The organism is Aquitalea pelogenes, assembly GCF_041914625.1.
In the GTDB taxonomy this organism is placed as follows: domain Bacteria; phylum Pseudomonadota; class Gammaproteobacteria; order Burkholderiales; family Chromobacteriaceae; genus Aquitalea; species Aquitalea pelogenes.
Genome location: NZ_JAYSDA010000006.1, coordinates 128,499 through 145,459, shown reverse-complemented (window position 1 = coordinate 145,459; position 16,961 = coordinate 128,499). Strand labels below are relative to the sequence as shown.

General features: G+C 60.0%; 15 protein-coding genes and 1 riboswitch. Of the genes, 4 read left to right on the top strand and 11 right to left on the bottom strand.

Going from position 1 to position 16,961, the window contains the following annotated elements; all coding sequences use genetic code 11:
- The 6 genes from ACE3SE_RS07210 to waaC all read right to left on the bottom strand — a co-directional run bounded on the left by ACE3SE_RS07210 (nucleotide 1) and on the right by waaC (nucleotide 6,825).
- Complete coding sequence (locus tag ACE3SE_RS07210) at nucleotides 1-1,125, bottom strand: ABC transporter permease (protein WP_374554372.1); 1,125 nt, start codon at nucleotides 1,123-1,125, stop codon at nucleotides 1-3.
- The gene (locus ACE3SE_RS07205; protein WP_374554371.1) at nucleotides 1,122-2,873 is read right to left on the bottom strand and encodes an ATP-binding cassette domain-containing protein; all 1,752 of its coding nucleotides are present in this window, start codon (nucleotides 2,871-2,873) and stop codon (nucleotides 1,122-1,124) included. Before ACE3SE_RS07205 ends, ACE3SE_RS07210 begins: the two co-directional genes overlap by 4 nt.
- Nucleotides 2,870-3,847 (bottom strand): secretion protein HlyD, encoded by a 978-nt coding sequence (hlyD, locus tag ACE3SE_RS07200; RefSeq protein WP_374554370.1) that lies wholly within the window; start codon nucleotides 3,845-3,847, stop codon nucleotides 2,870-2,872. The genes ACE3SE_RS07205 and hlyD overlap by 4 nt, the downstream gene beginning before the upstream one ends.
- Nucleotides 3,844-4,488 carry a TetR/AcrR family transcriptional regulator gene (locus tag ACE3SE_RS07195; RefSeq protein WP_062788968.1) on the bottom strand — a complete coding sequence of 215 codons (645 nt, stop codon included), beginning with the start codon at nucleotides 4,486-4,488 and terminating at the stop codon, nucleotides 3,844-3,846. The genes hlyD and ACE3SE_RS07195 overlap by 4 nt, the downstream gene beginning before the upstream one ends.
- Nucleotides 4,489-4,612: 124 nt before the next feature.
- Nucleotides 4,613-5,869 carry a lipid IV(A) 3-deoxy-D-manno-octulosonic acid transferase gene (waaA, locus tag ACE3SE_RS07190; protein ID WP_374554369.1) on the bottom strand — a complete coding sequence of 419 codons (1,257 nt, stop codon included), beginning with the start codon at nucleotides 5,867-5,869 and terminating at the stop codon, nucleotides 4,613-4,615.
- A complete protein-coding gene (gene waaC, locus ACE3SE_RS07185; protein ID WP_374554393.1) occupies nucleotides 5,866-6,825 on the bottom strand; it encodes a lipopolysaccharide heptosyltransferase I in 960 nt (319 codons plus the stop codon). The genes waaA and waaC overlap by 4 nt, the downstream gene beginning before the upstream one ends.
- A 509-nt stretch (nucleotides 6,826-7,334) precedes the next feature.
- Here waaC and ACE3SE_RS07180 point away from each other — a divergent pair.
- A complete protein-coding gene (locus ACE3SE_RS07180; protein ID WP_374554368.1) occupies nucleotides 7,335-8,093 on the top strand; it encodes a glycosyltransferase family 2 protein in 759 nt (252 codons plus the stop codon).
- Between the two features lie 177 nt (nucleotides 8,094-8,270).
- On the top strand, nucleotides 8,271-8,768 hold the full coding sequence (locus ACE3SE_RS07175; protein ID WP_374554367.1) for a GNAT family N-acetyltransferase: 498 nt from the start codon (nucleotides 8,271-8,273) through the stop codon (nucleotides 8,766-8,768).
- Between the two features lie 29 nt (nucleotides 8,769-8,797).
- Here ACE3SE_RS07175 and ACE3SE_RS07170 read toward each other — a convergent pair whose 3' ends face one another.
- On the bottom strand, nucleotides 8,798-9,478 hold the full coding sequence (locus ACE3SE_RS07170) for a hypothetical protein (protein ID WP_374554366.1): 681 nt from the start codon (nucleotides 9,476-9,478) through the stop codon (nucleotides 8,798-8,800).
- A gap of 371 nt (nucleotides 9,479-9,849) precedes the next feature.
- Here ACE3SE_RS07170 and ACE3SE_RS07165 point away from each other — a divergent pair, with 371 nt between their 5' ends.
- Entirely contained in the window at nucleotides 9,850-11,064 is a 1,215-nt protein-coding gene (locus ACE3SE_RS07165) for a cation:proton antiporter domain-containing protein (RefSeq protein WP_052693845.1), read from the top strand.
- A 30-nt stretch (nucleotides 11,065-11,094) separates the two neighbouring features.
- Here the strand turns inward: ACE3SE_RS07165 and ACE3SE_RS07160 are convergent, their stop codons facing one another.
- The 4 genes from ACE3SE_RS07160 to ACE3SE_RS07145 all read right to left on the bottom strand — a co-directional run bounded on the left by ACE3SE_RS07160 (nucleotide 11,095) and on the right by ACE3SE_RS07145 (nucleotide 14,383).
- Nucleotides 11,095-12,414, bottom strand: coding sequence for a hemolysin family protein (locus tag ACE3SE_RS07160; RefSeq protein ID WP_082086355.1), 1,320 nt, complete (start codon nucleotides 12,412-12,414; stop codon nucleotides 11,095-11,097).
- Between the two features lie 113 nt (nucleotides 12,415-12,527).
- A complete protein-coding gene (ung, locus tag ACE3SE_RS07155) occupies nucleotides 12,528-13,256 on the bottom strand; it encodes a uracil-DNA glycosylase (protein WP_374554365.1) in 729 nt (242 codons plus the stop codon).
- Nucleotides 13,257-13,397: 141 nt separating this feature from the next.
- Nucleotides 13,398-13,727 (bottom strand): rhodanese-like domain-containing protein, encoded by a 330-nt coding sequence (locus ACE3SE_RS07150; RefSeq protein WP_370302995.1) that lies wholly within the window; start codon nucleotides 13,725-13,727, stop codon nucleotides 13,398-13,400.
- A complete protein-coding gene (locus ACE3SE_RS07145) occupies nucleotides 13,724-14,383 on the bottom strand; it encodes a protein-L-isoaspartate O-methyltransferase family protein (RefSeq protein WP_374554364.1) in 660 nt (219 codons plus the stop codon). The genes ACE3SE_RS07150 and ACE3SE_RS07145 overlap by 4 nt, the downstream gene beginning before the upstream one ends.
- A 118-nt stretch (nucleotides 14,384-14,501) precedes the next feature.
- Nucleotides 14,502-14,649: riboswitch (TPP riboswitch) on the top strand.
- A gap of 73 nt (nucleotides 14,650-14,722) precedes the next feature.
- Here ACE3SE_RS07145 and thiC point away from each other — a divergent pair.
- A complete protein-coding gene (gene thiC, locus ACE3SE_RS07140; protein ID WP_374554363.1) occupies nucleotides 14,723-16,633 on the top strand; it encodes a phosphomethylpyrimidine synthase ThiC in 1,911 nt (636 codons plus the stop codon).
- The last annotated feature ends 328 nt before the right edge of the window (nucleotides 16,634-16,961 follow it).

Below are 16,961 nucleotides of genomic sequence, written 5' to 3'. Positions count from 1 at the left end.
TCAGTTGCCATCCAGTCGGCGCGGTGTCCGCCAGGCAGTCAGGCCCAGCCAGAAGGCGGCGGACAGCAGCAGAAACAGCAGGTTGATCAGCAATACCGGCCAGATTTCGCCAGCCTGGAACAGTGTCTGCAAGGCGCTGACAAAATAACGTGCCGGAATCAGGTAAGTCACCGCCTGTACCGCCAGCGGCATGCTGCGGATTTCAAAAACAAAGCCGGACAGCATGATGGCGGGCAGGAAGGCCGCGGTCAGCGCAAACTGCGCGGCAATGAACTGGTTGCGCGTGGTGGTGGACAGCAACAGACCCAGCCCCAGCGCGCTACCCAGGAACAGGCTGGTAACCACAAACAGCACCCATAGCGAACCGCGCAGCGGCACGCCCATCACCAGCGTGGCCACCAGCACGCACATGCTCATGGCGGCCATGCCCAGCAGGTAATAGGGGATGATTTTGGACAGCAGCAGCTCGGCGCGTGTGACAGGGGTGGACAGCAGCGCCTCCATGGTGCCGCGTTCCCACTCGCGCGCCACCACCAGCGAGGTGAGCAGCGCGCCGATGATGGTCATGATGACCGAGATGGAACCGGGCACCAGGTAGTTGCGGCTGACTGTGGTGGGGTTGAACCAGTAACGCGGCTGTACGGTCAGCGTGGCCGCTGGCGGCTGGCCGCTCTGGCGCTGGTTCAGCCACAGCTGGAATACCCCTTGCACATAGCTGGCAACAAAATTGGCGGTATTGGGCTCGGCCCCGTCGGTCAGCAACTGGATGGCGGCAGCACCCTGACCCTGCCTGACCCTGGCGGAAAAATCACTGCGCACAATCACCACCCCGCGCACCTCGCCCAGCTGCAATTGCTGACGCATGGCGGACTCGGAGGTGGACAGGCTGGCGGCGATATAGGGCGAGGCTTGCAGCGTTTGCACCAGACGGCTGGCTTCTGCGCCGCCATCCTGCTGCACGATGCCCAGACGCACCCGGTTGGCATCCAGATTGATGCCGTAGCCGTAGATGAACAGCAGCAGCACCGGCAGCACAAAGGCAATCAGGATGCTGCTGGGGTCACGCACGATCTGGTAGCTTTCCTTGCGGCACAGCGCAGCAAGGCGACGCAGGCTGATGCTCATGTGGCCTCCCGCAAGCGGTCGTCACGTTCCACCAGCGCGATGAAGGCGTCTTCCATGGCGGGGTCAGGCAAATCAGCGCTGATCACCATGGCCTTGAGTTCATCCGGCGTGCCACTGGCGATCATGCGGCCGCGATACACCAGGCCGATGCGATCGCAATATTCGGCTTCGTCCATGAAGTGGGTGGTCACCATCACCGTGACGCCCTTGTCCACCAGGCTGTTGATATGGCTCCAGAATTCGCGGCGGCTGACCGGGTCTACCCCCGACGTCGGTTCGTCCAGAAACAGCAAGGGCGGCTGATGCATCAGCGCGCAGGCCAGCGCCAGCCGCTGCTTGAAACCCAGCGGCAGTTCCCCGGCATTCATGGCCAGAAACGGCTGCAAGGCAAATACCCGCACCATGTCGGCCACTGCCGCACGCTGGCGCGCACCGGACAGGCCATAGATGCCGGAGAAAAACTCGAGGTTCTGCGCCACGCTGAGGTTGCTGTACAGGGCAAATTTCTGCGCCATGTAACCGATTTGCTGCCGCGCCTGGCTGGCGGATTTTTTCAGGTCCAGCCCCATCACCCGCGCAGCACCGCTGCTTACCGGCAACAGGCCGCACATCATCTTGAAGGTGGTGGATTTGCCTGCGCCATTGGGGCCGAGCAGGCCGAAGATTTCGCCACGGCGGATGCGGAAATCCACATGGTCGGTGGCGACAAAATCACCAAAGCGGCGGGTGAGCTGTTCCGCCACGATGACGGCGTCGGCATCCACCCCGTCCGGCAATCGCGCTGGCGGCATGTGTTCGGCCAGTGGTGAATCGCCCCCCGGCCCGCCACCCAGCAAATCGATGAAGGCATCTTCCAGCCGTGGTTTGACTGGCTGCAGGCTGGCATCCGGCCCGGCATCCAGACTGGCAAGATCCGGCAGCTCGCCTGCCGTGCGCAACACCAGCCGCACCGCATGGCCTTGCAGCGCACCGTCTATCACTTGCGGGCAACGTAGTGCGCGGCGCAATACCTGACGACGGTTGCCCGCAATGCCCTGCAACAGCAGGCTGCGGCCCTGCATGCTGTCCATCAGCGCCTGCGGACTGCCGCTGTATTGCAGGCGGCCTTCGTGCATCAGCAGTACTTCACCGCACAGCTCGGCCTCGTCCAGATACGAGGTACTCCACAGCACCGCCATGCCGCCATCGGCCAGACTGCTGACCATGCGCCACAGCTCGCGGCGCGAGATGGGGTCCACCCCGACACAGGGTTCGTCCAGCAACAGGATGCGCGGCGAACCCAGCAGGGTACAGGCCAGGCCCAGTTTCTGTTTCATGCCGCCGGACAATTTGCCGGCCAGCCGGTCAGTAAAGCGGGCCAGATCGGTAAAGGCCAGCAGGCGCTGAAAACTTTCTTCCCGCGCCGCGCCGGTTACCCCGCGCAAATCGGCATACAAGGTGAGGTTTTCCAGCACGGTAAGGTCTTCGTACAGGCCGAATTTTTGCGGCATATAGCCCAGTTGTGTACGCAGTGCGTCACCCGCCGTTACCGGGTCCAGCCCTTCCACCTGCAAGCTGCCGCTGTCAGGCTTGAGCAGGCCGGCCATCAGCCGCAGCAGGGTGGTCTTGCCGGCACCATCCGGCCCCACCAGCCCGGTGATGATGCCGCGGCGGATGTCGGCATCCAGCGCATGCAGGGCCGGGCGACCAGCAAAGGCATGGCCCAGCGCGCGCAGGCGGATGGCGATATCGCTGTCTGCCGTATTCATGGCCGGGCCAGCTTCACCGTCACCGGCATGCCCTGACGCAAGGCGGCATCCGGCTGGGAGATGATGACGCGCAGGCGGTAAACCTGGGCGGTACGCAGATCAGCCGTTTCCACATTCTTGGGGGTGAATTCCGCCGTGGGCGAGACAAAGCCCACCACGGCGGCATAGGGCTGGCTGCGGCCATCGCGATAAACCCACACCTTGCGTCCCGGCTGGGTCTGGCCCAGCTGGGTTTCGCCTACATAGGCCCGCACCCACACCTGCCGGGTGAGCGACAGGGTCAAGGTGCTGGCTCCGGCGGCCAGCATGCTGCCCGGCTCCAGCACGCGGGTGAGGATGATGCCGTCCGACGGTGCACTCAGCACGGTATCGGCCAGTTGCAACTTGGCGCTGGCCAGCTGGGCCTCGGCCCGTTTCACATTGGCGTCCACTTCGGCCACTTCCTGCGGCCGGTAGCCCTTGCTCAGTGCCTGGTATTGCTGTTGCGCGGCCTGATACTGCGCTTGTGCCTGCTCGCGAGCGGAGCGGGCGGCATCCAGCGCCTTCACCGCTGCGGCACCGCTGCCGGCCAGTTCCTGTTGTCGCTGCCAGGCAGCATTGGCATCGGTCAGCACGGCCTGGCGGGCATCCAGCGTGGCGCGGGCCTGTGCCACATCTTCCGCCCGATACCCCTGGTGCATCAGCGACTGCCGGGCCTTGAGTGCAGAGAGTGCCGCTTCGGCATCGGCCACGGCATTGCGTTGCGGGGCATCGTCCAGCCGGGCCAGAATCTGCCCGGCCTTCACCGTTGCGCCTTCGTCCACCAGCACTTGCTGCAGGCGGCCACCCACGCGGAAAGACAAATTCACCTCGCGGATATCCACATTGCCGGACAGCACCAGCTCAGCACCATTCTTGCCCTGCTGCCAGTGCCAGATGCCTGCGGCCAGCAGCCCCAACACCAGCAGTCCCGCCACCATGCGTTTCTTGTTCATTGCGCCAGCTCCCTGGCACTGAGGCCTTTCAGGGCCCAGTGCAATCTTTGCTGCAAATGTTCCGGTTCCAGCGCATAGCTGGCCAAACCCTGCTCCAGCAGCGTGGGCAGGATGTGCTTGCCGCTGCTCAGCTGTTGCAACAACACCGGAAAACCCAGTGCCGACATCAGATACATCAGCTGGTGCAAGGGTGGTGCCTGACACAGCTGACCGGCCTGCTGCGCCTCGCTCAGGCATTGCAATAACAACTGTGGATGACGCGGTGCCAGATTGCGGATGAATTCCACCGCGGCCACCTCGCCTGCGCCGGCATCCAGCAGCAACTGGCTGATCACCCCGCCCTCGGCTTTGGCAAAAGCCACCAGCTGCAGCAGCATGGCCGACAGGCGGCTCAAGGGTTCGCCCTGCTGCTGCAGGCTGTCCTGCAATTGCCGGTACAAGGGTGCGTACCACAGCTCCAGCAGGGTGCTGACATAGTGCTGGCGGTTACCAAAGTGATAGACAAAACCACCGGGATTGACCCCGGCCTGCTGGCAGATGCCCCGTACGGTCAACTGGCGCAGGCCATGCTGACGCAGGTGCTGCAAGCCATGTTGCAGCAGCAGGCTACGGGTGGGATGAGAAGCTGTTTCGCTGTTCATGCTGCCAATTTATACATGTGTATAAAAATGGCAAAGCAATATTCGGTATTGATTGATGCAGGACAGGAAATGGCTGGCCCGCCGTGGCGGGCAGGCAACAGCGGCCCATTGGCGGGCCGCTGTATCAGGCAGGCAGATGCGCCTGCAGTAACTGGACTATGCGCTGGCTGGCACCACGGTGCGCCGCGGTAAACGCCAGCGCAGCGCTGTGCATCTGCTGACGACGGGCATCGTCCTGCAACAAGCCCAGCACCTGCTGCACCAGGGCCGCAGCGTCTGCCACTTGCCAGGCAGCGCCAGCCTCCAGCGCCAATTCACTGGCCTGGGCAAAGTTGAACATGGACGGGCCAAACAAGACCGGCAGGCCGAGGCTGGCGGGCTCGATCAGGTTCTGCCCACCCAATGGCAGCAGACTGCCACCGACAAAAGCCACATCGGCACAGCCATAGTAGGCAAACAGCTCGCCCATGCTGTCGCCCAGCCACACGCGGGTAGCGGCAGCAATCTTGCTGTTGTCACTGCGCCGTTGCACGGCAAAGCCCATGTCCTGTGCCAGCGCGGCCACGCTGTCGAAGCGTTCCGGGTGACGCGGCACCAGCAGCAGCAGGGTATTGCCCACCTCGGCCTGTTGCCAGGCCTGCAGGATCAGTTGTTCCTCGCCATCGCGCGTACTGGCGCAAATGAATACCGGACGGTTGCCTGTACGCTGGCGAAACTGCGCTGCCAGTTCGGCCATGGCGGCTGGCGGAGTGAAATCATACTTGGTATTGCCACAGACTTGCGGGGAAACAGCGCCCAATTGCTGCAAACGTTCGGCATCCTGCAGGCTTTGCGCAGCAATGGCCGTCAAATCACGCAAGGCCGGGCCAATCAGCCCCTGAATGCGGCGATAGCCGCGCAGCGATTTTTCCGACAACCGCGCATTGGCCAGAAAAACCGGCACACCTTGCTGGCGCGCCGCATGTAGCAGATTGGGCCACAGCTCGGTTTCCATCAGCACGCCAAAGCGTGGCTGCCACACGGCCAGAAAATCCCGCACCGCACCGGGATAGTCGTAGGGCAGATAACGCACTTCGGCATCAGGGTAGAGCTGGCAGGCGGTATCGCGCCCGGTGGGAGTCATCTGGGTAAGCAGCAGCGGCGCATCCGGCCAGTGCTGGCGAATGGCCTGGATCAGCGGCAGGGCGGCACGGGTTTCGCCCACCGATACCGCGTGAATCCAGATGGCCCCGGTCGTCCGCGGCTGAGTCGCCTCGCCGAAACGTTCGTCCCAGTGCTGCAGATAGGCCGGTGCCTTGCGTGCACGCTTTTCCAGATAACGGCGAATCAGCGGCGTGGCAGCCCACCACAGCATGGAATACAAGCCGCGCCGCCAGTTCATTGCATGTCCTTGCGCGCCAGCAATGCCTGATACACCGCTTCCACCGTCGGGCACTGGCCGATATTGCCCAGATTGGTCGCCCAGGCGGTTTCCACCACGCCGGTCTTGCTTGGGTCGGTATCGGTATATATGGCCACCAGCGGCACATTCAGCGCATTGGCCAGATGACACAGGCCGGTATCCACGCCGATGACAGCGCGGGCATGGCCGAGCAAGCCACAGGCTTCAATCAGGTTCATGCGTGGTGCCACCACGGCCTGCGGCATGGCCGCGGCCAGGCGCTCAGCCCTTTGCTGTTCGGCAGCATTGCCCCAGGGAATGATCAGTTGCAGACCATGCTGTGCTGCAAGTTTTTCACCCAGCGCAATCCAATGTTGTTCCGGCCATTCCTTGGATGCACGGCTGGTGGCATGCAGTAGCACCGCGTATTCGCCTTGCGGCAACCAGTCTGGACGGGCTGCCGCCGGTACGCCAAAACGCGGGCTGCCTTCCGGCTGGTAGCCAAACACCTTGGCCAGCAGCAAACGGCAGCGTTCCACCGCAGACAAGGACCAGTCCACCCGGTGGGTCTTGTCGTACAACAGGCAGGCCAAGGGTTCGCGAATGCTGTGACGGTCGTAACCGGCCAGCGGGCCACGGCTGAGCTTGGCTGGAATGGCACTTTTCAACAGGCCCTGGCAATCCACCACCAGATCCCACTGTGTGGCTTGCAGCTGTTGATAAACCGCCTTCATTTCCGCCCGGGTTTCCGCCGCAAACAGGCGCTTGCGCCAGCGACGCCATGCCATGGGAATAACCTGCTCCACCGCCGGGTGCAAACGCGGGATGTCGGCAAAGTTTTCTTCGGCCAGCCAGCTGATACGAAGGTTGGGGTAGTGCGTTTTCAGCTCGGTAATGGCAGGCCAGGTGTGGATAAGGTCGCCCATCGACGAGGTACGCACGATCAGTACGTTCATCATGGCGCGCATTGTAACCGAAGCTTGCGCCAAACCGTTGTGATTAAGCTGGCTGAATCCACAGGCAAGTATTGTGGATAAACGCCTGTGAATAAAAATGTGCTGATTTATCCACAATCTGCCACCGTGTGGCCAGCCTGATTAATCCCAGTGCCATCAACAAGGCAAACTACTGACAGAACATGGGTTTTTCCGGGTTATCAACAGAAACGCTCTCCTCTCATTAGTCTCTTCATAATAAAATTCCGTTTAAGATAAATAAGGGAAGCAGCACAAAAATGCCTGCTCACAGGGTGGCATGGGCATGCGGCTGACAGCATGTGGATAAACAGGGTTTTCAGACTGGACGACAAGTTATCCACAAACCGTCATGGACAGCACAATGCGCTGTTCAACACCTTTTGCAGTAGCCTAAATCATTGAACAGACTGGTAAAAACAAGGTTATCCACAACAAATGACCTTCTTCTACCAGTTTCTTCCATATACATATGGGAATAACAAGAAAAGATGCGAGAGCCGCTCAGCGTTGTACTCATCACCAAAAATGCAGCTGCACAACTGGAAAAAACACTGGCCAGCGTGCAATGGGCAGACGAAATCGTGGTGGTGGATTCAGGCAGTACAGATGAAACCGTGGCGATAGCTTCTGCCTATAAGGCAAAAGTTATCCACCAGGACTGGCTGGGATTCGGTCCGCAGAAGCAATTTGCCGTACAGGCTGCCAGCCATGACTGGGTATTGTGTCTGGATGCAGACGAATGGCCATCAGCAGAATTGACCAATCAAATCAAACAGATACTGAACAATCCACAGGCAGCTGCCTACCGTTTTGCCCGCAGCAACCGTTTCATGGGTCGTTTTCTGAAGCATGGAGAAGGTTATCCGGACTGGAGCTTGCGGCTGTTTGACCGACGTCAGGCACGCTGGTCGGATGATGTGGTGCATGAGTACGTGCAGTGCGATGGCGCTGTGGAAAAACTGTCCGGCGACCTGATGCATGAATCGGGCGAGGACATTGCGCTTTACCTTACCAAGCAGAATCGCTACACCAGTTTGCAAGCCGAAATGCTGTATAAGCGCGGGAAAAAGGCGGGATGGAGCAAGCTGGTGTTCAGCCCGCTGTTGCGCTTTACCAAGTTTTACCTGGTACGCCGTGGTTTTCTGGATGGTTTGCCCGGACTTGTCCACATCAGCATTGGTTGCTTCAACAGCTATATCAAATACGCCAAGCTCAATGAGCTGCACCGGCTGGGCAAAAAATACTGAATCACCGCCTGTCAGGTGCAGTTACATGACCATGCCGGGGCATGAACACGGTTTTAAGCCGTTCTGAGCGTTCAGACCAGTAACGAGCTGCTGACAGCGCAGGAAGGCGGCAAACGGCCTTTCTGCGCTGTTGAAGCAGGAAACTGCATGGCACGGGGCATCGATGAGGGGAAAAACATGCAAATTCGTGCGGCCCAGCCTGCCGATCAGGCTGCATTACTGCAATTGATCATGAGCCATGGCCCGAATGACTGGAACTACCTGCCGCAACAGGGGGTGGAGCAGACACTGTCCGGCCTGGCCAGCGGAACCGTACAAGGCTTGCTGGCAGAACAGCAGGGCCAGTTGCTGGCGGTGATGCTGTTTGACCGTTCTGATGCCTACCCGGCACATCGTCCGGCTGACATCGCAGCCAGCGAGGCTGCTTTTCTGATTGAAGCGGTGGTAAGCCGTGATGCGGCCGGTCAGGGCCTGGGCAGCCGTTTGTTGCTGATGGTATGCGAGGTATTGCGCCAGCAAGGCTGTCGCTGGCTGTGTGCGGACAGGCATCAGCAAAATGCCGGCTCGGCCGGCATGATGCAGAAGGCGGGTTTACAGGAATTGCAGAGTTTTGCCGACCCGGAACGACGCTGGAGCGGCTCGCGCATGAGTACGGTGTGTGGCAGGCGCTTGTAGCCCCGCCTGCGCCATATTACGAGCCGTGCTCAGTACAACTTGCAGTTGATGCCGAGTACCGCTTGCCAGCCCGCGCTGTGGCTGGCCTGTTGATCTGCCATCCAGCGTGAACCTGCACCTACATCCAGCGACCAGCGCGGGTTGAACGGGTGGTTCAGCATCAGCAGCAGATTGCTTTGTTCCAGATGCCAGCCACCACCAATGGCCTGGTGCCCCAGGCTTTGTGCCCGTTGTGTGTTGGCCAGGCTGGCCCAGCCCAGCAGGCTGATGCGCTGGTTGCGCCAGTTGCCCAGGGTGAGGTCCAGATTCATCAGCAGCATCTTGCCCGGACTGCTATTACCCAGCCTGTCGGCATAGCCGATGGATACCGAGCCATCCTGCGGCAGATCCACACCATAACGCAGCACACCCATCCAGTGGCTGGAATTGGCCCCCAGCTCCCACTGGCTTTCATTGGCGGCGGCCAGCGTCATCCAGCCGCCCGGCGCGGGCAGGCCCAGCCCGGCTTCACCTTGTTGCACGAACAGGCTGCCATAGGCGGTATCGTGGCGTAGCGACAACGAGGGTTGCAGCTTGCTGCCGGTGCCGGCATCCGTCTGGTACAGGTTGCCGTCCAGGCTCAGCGTCATGCTGTGTACGGGTTCGTCGGCAAATACCGACTGGCAGCAAAGCAGGGCGGGCAACAACATCAACACGGCAGGGCAACGCATGCAGGCTCCGGGGCTGGAAAGATGGGGATTGAAGGGGATTGCAAGTGCTCAGAGCATACGCTCCCGCCCGGGTGCTGCAAACCGCAGTGCATGCAATGACAGGGGCAGAAGGGAGCTGGACAAGGCAGGATGACATGTCCGCATGACTGCATGCTGCTTGTTTTGTTACCAGAGCCTTTCCATGCTGGAAAATCCGCTACAAGTGGATGAATTCACAAGGATAAGCGCGGACTGGCAGGCAAACAGCCAGCAGGAAATTTTATGCAAAATAAGTTAATTTTAATATTTTGCTGAAATTTTGATATTAAGTGGAACTACATCGATATTCCGGCAATCTGTCATGTATTGAAACTGGAATGGAGGGCTGAGCCATGCTTCATCATTCACCCCTGATTGCCACCATTGTCGGCAGTCTGGTATTTGCCTTCATGCTGGGCACGCTGGCCTTCCGCTTGCGTTTGCCGCCGCTGATCGGCTATCTGTGTGCCGGCATCGTGGCCGGTCCGTTCACCCCGGGTTTTACTGCGGACAGCCAGATCGCACCACAATTGGCGGAGATGGGCGTGATTTTGCTGATGTTCGGTGTGGGTTTGCATTTTTCGGTCCGAGACTTGCTGGCGGTAAAAACCATTGCGCTGCCCGGTGCCATCGGGCAGATCCTGCTGGCCACCGTACTGGGGCTGGGCATGTCCCAGCTGCTGGGCTGGCCTGTGGGGGAGGGCGTGGTGTTTGGCCTGGCGCTGTCCACCGCCAGCACGGTGGTATTGCTCAAGGCCTTGCAGGAAAAGAATCTGGAACAGACTGACGATGGCAAGATCGCCATTGGCTGGCTGGTGGTGGAAGACCTGGTGATGGTGCTGACGCTGGTGTTGCTGCCCATCTTTGCCGGTGTGCTGGGTGGCAAGGGCGCGGATACGGTGATCAGTGGCAGCGCGGTGCTGTGGACCATCCTGCTGACGCTGGGCAAGGTGGCGGCCTTTGTCGCGCTGATGCTGGTGTTTGGCCGACGTTTTTTGCCGTGGATGCTGGAGCGCATTGTCTACACCGGCAGCCGCGAACTGTTTCGCCTCGCCGTGTTGTCCACCGCACTGGGTGTGGCCTACGGCGCCTCCTTGCTGTTTGATGTGTCGTTTGCGCTGGGCGCATTCTTTGCCGGCATGGTGCTGGCCGAATCGCCACTGAGCCACCGTGCGGCCGAAGAATCACTGCCGCTGCGCGACGCTTTCTCCGTGCTGTTTTTTGTCTCGGTCGGCATGCTGCTCAACCCGTCGGTGTTGCTGCATAACTTCTGGGAAGTGCTGGGAACACTGCTGATCATCGTGGTGGGCAAATCGCTGGGCGCTTACGGCATCGTGCGCCTGTTTGGCCGTAGCCCGGCCACGGCGCTTACCATTGCCGCCAGCCTGGCGCAGATTGGCGAGTTTTCTTTCATTCTGGCCGGGCTGGGTATTGCGCTGGGTCTGATGAACGAACACAGCCATTCGCTGATTCTGGCCGGGGCCATTCTGTCCATTCTGCTCAATCCGCTGTTGTTCTTGTGGACCGAGCGCTACCGCAAGCGTCTGGAACCGCAGCCCGGTCAATAAAAAACCGCCCTCGGGCGGTTTTTCACTTTCTCAGTTGTCGTTCTGCTCCAGGCGGCTGGAGGGCAGCCGGCTGACGAGGATTTTGTCCACCCGGGTCTTGTCCATGTCCATCACTTCAAAACTGAAGCCTTGCCAGTCAAAGCGGTCTGCCGCTGATGGTACCCGGCCCAGCTGGAACATCATCACGCCGCCCAGCGTGTGGATATTGCCGGTGTCTTCTCCCGGCAGTGACTGATCAACCTCAAAATACTGGCGGAAGCTGTCCAGCGTCACCATGCCGTCCACCAGATAGCTGCCATCCTCGCGCCGCACGATCTCGTCGTCTTCGCCATCGGCATGGATGGAAGGCAAATCGCCCACCACCGTTTCCAGCACATCATTCATGGTGACCAGGCCTTCCAGTTCGCCGTATTCGTCCACCACCAGTGCCAGATGGGTGTGGGCCAGACGGAACTGTTCCATCAGTTGCATCAGCGTTACCGTGGCCGGAACGTAGAGCGGTATTTGCAGGTCGGCAATGAAATCCACGCTTTGCCCGGCCAGTACCCGGTCCAGCATGCGTTTGGTGTCCAGAATGCCCAGCACATGTTCCATGCCGCCCTTGCACACCGGGAAATGGCTGTAAGCGTGCGATATCAGCAACTGGCGGTTGTCGTGTTGCTGGTCTTCGATATCAATGGAAACGATATCCTTGCGCGGGGTCATCACCGCGGCAACCTTGCGATCGTCCAGCCGGAAGATGTTTTCCACCAGCTCCTGCTCGGCACGGTCGAAAATGCCTTCGTCCGCACCCTGTTCCATCAGCACCCGGATTTCTTCTTCGGTAATGGAGGGTTCATTGCTCTTGCGCGCGCCGATCAGTCGCAGCAGGGTGTCGGTCAGCCGTGACAGCAGGCGTACCAGCGGGGCAGCCAGGCGCGAGAGCAGCAGCATGGGCGGGGCCAGGGTGCTGGCGATGCCTTCCGGGTTCAGCATGGCCAGCCGCTTGGGTACCAGCTCGCCAAACACCAGCGACAAGGCGGTGATGGCGGCCACCATCAGTGCCACGGACAGCGGCTTGTTATAGGCATGCAGCTGCGGCAGGTTCATCTCCAGCCAGTCCTGCAAATGTTCGGACAGCGCCGCTTCACCGTACACGCCGGAGAAAATGCTGATGCTGGTGATGCCGATCTGCACCGTTGACAGGAAACGGGTGGGTTCCTCTGCCAGACGCAGTGCCGAGCGCGCCCCGCGACGCCCTTCTTCTGCCCATTGCTGCAGGCGGATCTTGCGCGAAGAAACAATCGCAATTTCAGACATGGCAAAGGCGCCATTCAGCACAATCAGTACAAACAGAAAGAAAATATCCACGATGGGCGGCGGGGAGAAAGATGACCCTTGCTAGCTTAGGGCAATGCTGACTGGCTGAAAAGCCGGGTTTTGCGCTGCAAGGTTGTGCTGGGCAACCCTGCAGCCATTCCGTATCAGAACAGGCTGTTCTGGCTGCTGGCGGGCATCCAGCGGATGGTGTCGCGGCCATGGGCGGCCAGCCAGGCATTGACCTGCGAGAAATGCCGACAGCCGTGAAAGCCGCGGCTGGCGGATAGCGGCGAGGGATGTGCTGCAGTCAGCACCAGGTGGCGGCCGGTATCAATCCGATCGGCCTTGGTCTGTGCCCAGTTGCCCCATAGCAAGAATACACAGCCGGGGTTTTGCTGGTTGACCGCATCAATCAGCGCGTCGGTGATGGCCTGCCAGCCCAGCTTGCCATGGCTGCCTGCCTTGTCCATTTCCACGGTCAGCACGCTGTTGAGCAACAGTACGCCCTGTTCGGCCCAGTGGGTCAGGTCGCCACTGGCCGGCATGCCGCCACCCAGGTCTGCCACCAGTTCCTTGTAAATATTGCGCAGGCTGGGCGGAATACGCACGCCGGGCGGAACCGAAAAGGACAGGCCCATCGCTTCTCCTGCTCCGTGGTAAGGGTCCTGCCCCAGAATCACCACCTTGATGTCAGCCGGCGCCATGGTGCGCAGGCTGTTGAAAATGAGCGGCTGTGGCGGAAACAGCGTTTTGCCCTGACTGGCTTGCTGTTGCAGTTGCTGGTCGATCTGGCGCAGGTGGGCAAAGATGTCCGGCGTATTGAGGACGGCTTCCCAGGCCGGGTGTACCGGGGCCAGGGCCGGAGCAAGATAGGGGAGGGATTGCTGACTCAAAACGGATTCCATTTTGTCGGTTGATTGCCGGTTTGGATGTGGCAAACGGCGGCCGGTTCCAAAACAAAAGCCATTCCCGCTGGCAGGAATGGCTTGCTTGTGCTGCGATCTGTTGCTGCTGTCTGTAGCGGACTGTCCGGCTCAGTAATGCGCCATGCCCGGGTCTACATCATTGGCCCAGGCTTCCACGCCGCCTTGCAGGCTCAGCACCTGTTCGAAACCGGCATTGGCCAGATACAGGCCAACCTGGAAGCTGCGTACGCCATGATGGCAGACGGTGACAATAGGCTGGTCATCCGGCAGTTCGCTCATGCGCAGCGGAATCAGGTTCATCGGGATGTGCAGCGAACCGGCAATGCTGGCCAGCTGCACTTCCCAGTCCTCGCGCACATCCAGCAACAACGGCTGTGCTGCCGTGCTGTCGGCACGCCAGGCGGCCAGGTCGCGGGCGGAGATTTCGCGAATCATCAGAATACGAAACGTTCAGGCTCGATGGCTTCAGCCTTGGCCAGATGGGAAATACAGGTTTCGAACAGATTGGTTTCGCTGAAGCCGCTTTCGCTGACGCGCTTGATCAGCTTGCAGCTCATGGCCGGCAGGTCACCCACCACCACAATCATGCGGCCACCGACGGCCAGCTGGGCTTTCAGGGTTTCCGGCACCACCGGCAGCGAACCACCTACCACGATCACGTCGAACGGGGCTTGTTCCTTCAGGCCATCCAGGCCGTTGCCTTCCACCAGGGTGACATTGCCGATGCCGGCTTTTTTCAGGTTGGCGGCAGCCGCTTCGCGGGTGGCGGCATTAATCTCGACGCTATATACGTGGCGGCCCAGCTTGGCCAAGAGGGCGGTCAGGTAACCGGCGCCGGTGCCGACTTCCAGAATCTTGTCTTGCGGCTGTACGGCGACATCCTGTGCCAGACGTGCTTCCAGCTTCGGTTGCAGCATCTTGCCGCCATTGGGCAGCGGCAGTTCGGTGTCGACAAAGGCCAGCTGGCGCTTGTCGGCAGCGACGAAATCTTCGCGTTTCACGTGAAACAGCAGGTCCAGAATCTTGGGGTCAAGTACGTCCCACGGACGAATCTGCTGCTCGACCATGTTGAAACGGGCATTTTCAAAATCCATCAGCTTACTCCGAAGGGCTGGCTGCCAGCAGCAGTCAATCGGTATCCCGAAAAACCGGCCGCCCGGACAGCGTGTCATGACGATAACTTGCGATTATCCCACATTTACCTTACCTTCACAGCATCGCTAGGGGTCCTGTGCGCTGTGTTGTGGTGTCCATATCCAGTCTGATTGTGGAATGTTGCCGCTTCATGTTGCACGGGTGAGAAATACCCTTGGAACCTGACCCGGTTAATCCCGGCGTAGGGAAGCGTCATCTGCTTGGTTCTCACCCCTTCCTTGCAGCCGGTCTTGCCGGATTTCGCTCCTTGCGCCGTTTCATCGCATGGAGGAAACCCGATGAACGCGCCCACCAAACTCAACGAAGCGATGACGGTAGATACTGCCGCCATCCAGCCGTTGCCCAATTCCCGCAAGATTTACGTGCAAGGCAGCCGTGCCGACATCCGCGTGCCGATGCGCGAAATCAGCCAGAGCGACACTCCCACCCAGTTTGGCGGCGAGCAAAACCCGCCCATCTATGTGTATGACACCAGCGGTATCTATTCCGACCCGGCCGCCAACATCGACATCCAGAGTGGCCTGCCTGCCTTGCGCGCTGCCTGGATTGCCGAACGAGCCGACACCGAGCAGCTGGCCGGCCTGTCCAGTGAATATGGTCGTGCCCGCGAGGCCGACAGCAAGCTGGACGACCTGCGCTTCAACCTGACCCGCAAGCCGCGCCGCGCTTTGCCGGGCAAGAATGTCAGCCAGATGCACTATGCGCGTCAGGGCATCATCACCCCGGAGATGGAATATGTCGCCATCCGCGAAAGCCTGAACCGCAAGGCCTATATCGAGAGCCTGCAAGCGGCGGGTGGCAAGAACGCCAAGCTGCTGGAACTGATGACCCGTCAGCACGCCGGTCACAGCTATGGCGCTGCGCTGCCGGAGGAAATCACCCCGGAATTCGTGCGTCAGGAAGTGGCTGCCGGCCGCGCCATCATTCCGTGCAACATCAACCACCCGGAATCCGAGCCGATGATCATTGGCCGTAACTTCCTGGTGAAAATCAACGGCAATATCGGCAATAGTGCGGTAACGTCGTCGATTTCCGAAGAAGTGGACAAGATGACCTGGGGCATCCGCTGGGGTGCCGACACCATCATGGATTTGTCCACCGGCAAGAACATCCACGAAACCCGCGAGTGGATTCTGCGCAACTCGCCGGTTCCCATCGGCACCGTGCCCATCTACCAGGCGCTGGAAAAGGTGAATGGCAAGGCCGAGGACCTGACCTGGGAAATCTTCAAGGACACGCTGATCGAGCAGGCCGAGCAGGGGGTGGACTACTTCACCATCCACGCCGGTGTGCTGCTGCGCTATGTGCCGCTGACTGCCAACCGCATGACCGGCATCGTGTCGCGCGGTGGTTCCATCATGGCCAAGTGGTGTCTGGCGCATCATCAGGAAAACTTCCTGTACACCCATTTCGAAGAGATTTGCGAAATCATGAAGGCCTACGACGTGGCCTTTAGCCTGGGCGACGGCCTGCGTCCGGGCTGCGTGTGGGATGCCAACGATGCCGCCCAACTGGGGGAACTGAAAACCCTGGGCGAGCTGACGCAGATTGCCTGGAAACATGATGTGCAGGTGATGATCGAAGGCCCCGGCCATGTGCCGATGCAGCTGATCAAGGAAAACATGGACAAGGAACTGGAGTGGTGCCACGAAGCGCCGTTCTACACCCTGGGCCCGCTGACCACCGACATCGCACCGGGTTACGACCACATCACTTCCGCCATTGGCGCGGCGCAGATCGGCTGGTATGGCACTGCCATGCTGTGCTACGTCACCCAGAAGGAACACCTGGGCCTGCCCAACAAGGATGACGTCAAGGAAGGCATCATCACCTACAAGCTGGCCGCCCATGCCGCCGACCTGGCCAAGGGCCACCCCGGCGCGCAGATTCGCGATAACGCCTTGTCCAAGGCGCGTTTCGAATTCCGCTGGGAAGACCAGTTCAATCTGGGCCTGGACCCGGACAAGGCGCGCAGCTTCCACGACGAAACCCTGCCCAAGGACAGTGCCAAGGTGGCGCACTTCTGTTCCATGTGCGGCCCGCATTTCTGCAGCATGAAAATCACCCAGGATGTGCGCGAATTTGCCGCCCAGCAGGGCATCAGCGATGAAGCTGCGCTGCAGAAGGGCATGGAAGTGAAGTCGGTGGAGTTTGTGAAGGGTGGGGCCAAGCTGTACGACAAGATCTGATCCTGTTCATCACCTGACTTATCCACAGGTCTGGAAAAAACGGCAGCTGCGGCTGCCGTTTTTTGTGTCCGGGTTTTATCCACAACCATCGGCGATGCGCGCAGCCTGCTGCTGGTGTTCAGTCTGCATTGCAAGAAAGAGTCGGGATTGCTGGACATGCTGATGTGCAGAATCAAAGGCATTGAATTTCAATGACTTGATGAAGGAAGGCTGACTGTGGATAAATGATAGCTCTGCATCTTGCTGTGGATAAGCAGCTTGCTACTTGGCAAAGTGGTTCCATCCATCTTATGTTCACTGGCTCTGCTCAAGGAGCCATAAGCCGTGC

Excerpts from the sequence above, each read along its gene's own strand:
- ACE3SE_RS07210 (WP_374554372.1), bottom strand. The coding sequence starts at position 1,125 with ATGAGCATCAGCCTGCGTCGCCTTGCTGCGCTGTGCCGCAAGGAAAGC.
- ACE3SE_RS07205 (WP_374554371.1), bottom strand. The coding sequence starts at position 2,873 with ATGAATACGGCAGACAGCGATATCGCCATCCGCCTGCGCGCGCTGGGC.
- hlyD (WP_374554370.1), bottom strand. The coding sequence starts at position 3,847 with ATGAACAAGAAACGCATGGTGGCGGGACTGCTGGTGTTGGGGCTGCTG.
- ACE3SE_RS07195 (WP_062788968.1), bottom strand. The coding sequence starts at position 4,488 with ATGAACAGCGAAACAGCTTCTCATCCCACCCGTAGCCTGCTGCTGCAA.
- waaA (WP_374554369.1), bottom strand. The coding sequence starts at position 5,869 with ATGAACTGGCGGCGCGGCTTGTATTCCATGCTGTGGTGGGCTGCCACG.
- waaC (WP_374554393.1), bottom strand. The coding sequence starts at position 6,825 with ATGAACGTACTGATCGTGCGTACCTCGTCGATGGGCGACCTTATCCAC.
- ACE3SE_RS07180 (WP_374554368.1), top strand. The coding sequence starts at position 7,335 with ATGCGAGAGCCGCTCAGCGTTGTACTCATCACCAAAAATGCAGCTGCA.
- ACE3SE_RS07175 (WP_374554367.1), top strand. The coding sequence starts at position 8,271 with ATGCAAATTCGTGCGGCCCAGCCTGCCGATCAGGCTGCATTACTGCAA.
- ACE3SE_RS07170 (WP_374554366.1), bottom strand. The coding sequence starts at position 9,478 with ATGCGTTGCCCTGCCGTGTTGATGTTGTTGCCCGCCCTGCTTTGCTGC.
- ACE3SE_RS07165 (WP_052693845.1), top strand. The coding sequence starts at position 9,850 with ATGCTTCATCATTCACCCCTGATTGCCACCATTGTCGGCAGTCTGGTA.
- ACE3SE_RS07145 (WP_374554364.1), bottom strand. The coding sequence starts at position 14,383 with ATGGATTTTGAAAATGCCCGTTTCAACATGGTCGAGCAGCAGATTCGT.
- thiC (WP_374554363.1), top strand. The coding sequence starts at position 14,723 with ATGAACGCGCCCACCAAACTCAACGAAGCGATGACGGTAGATACTGCC.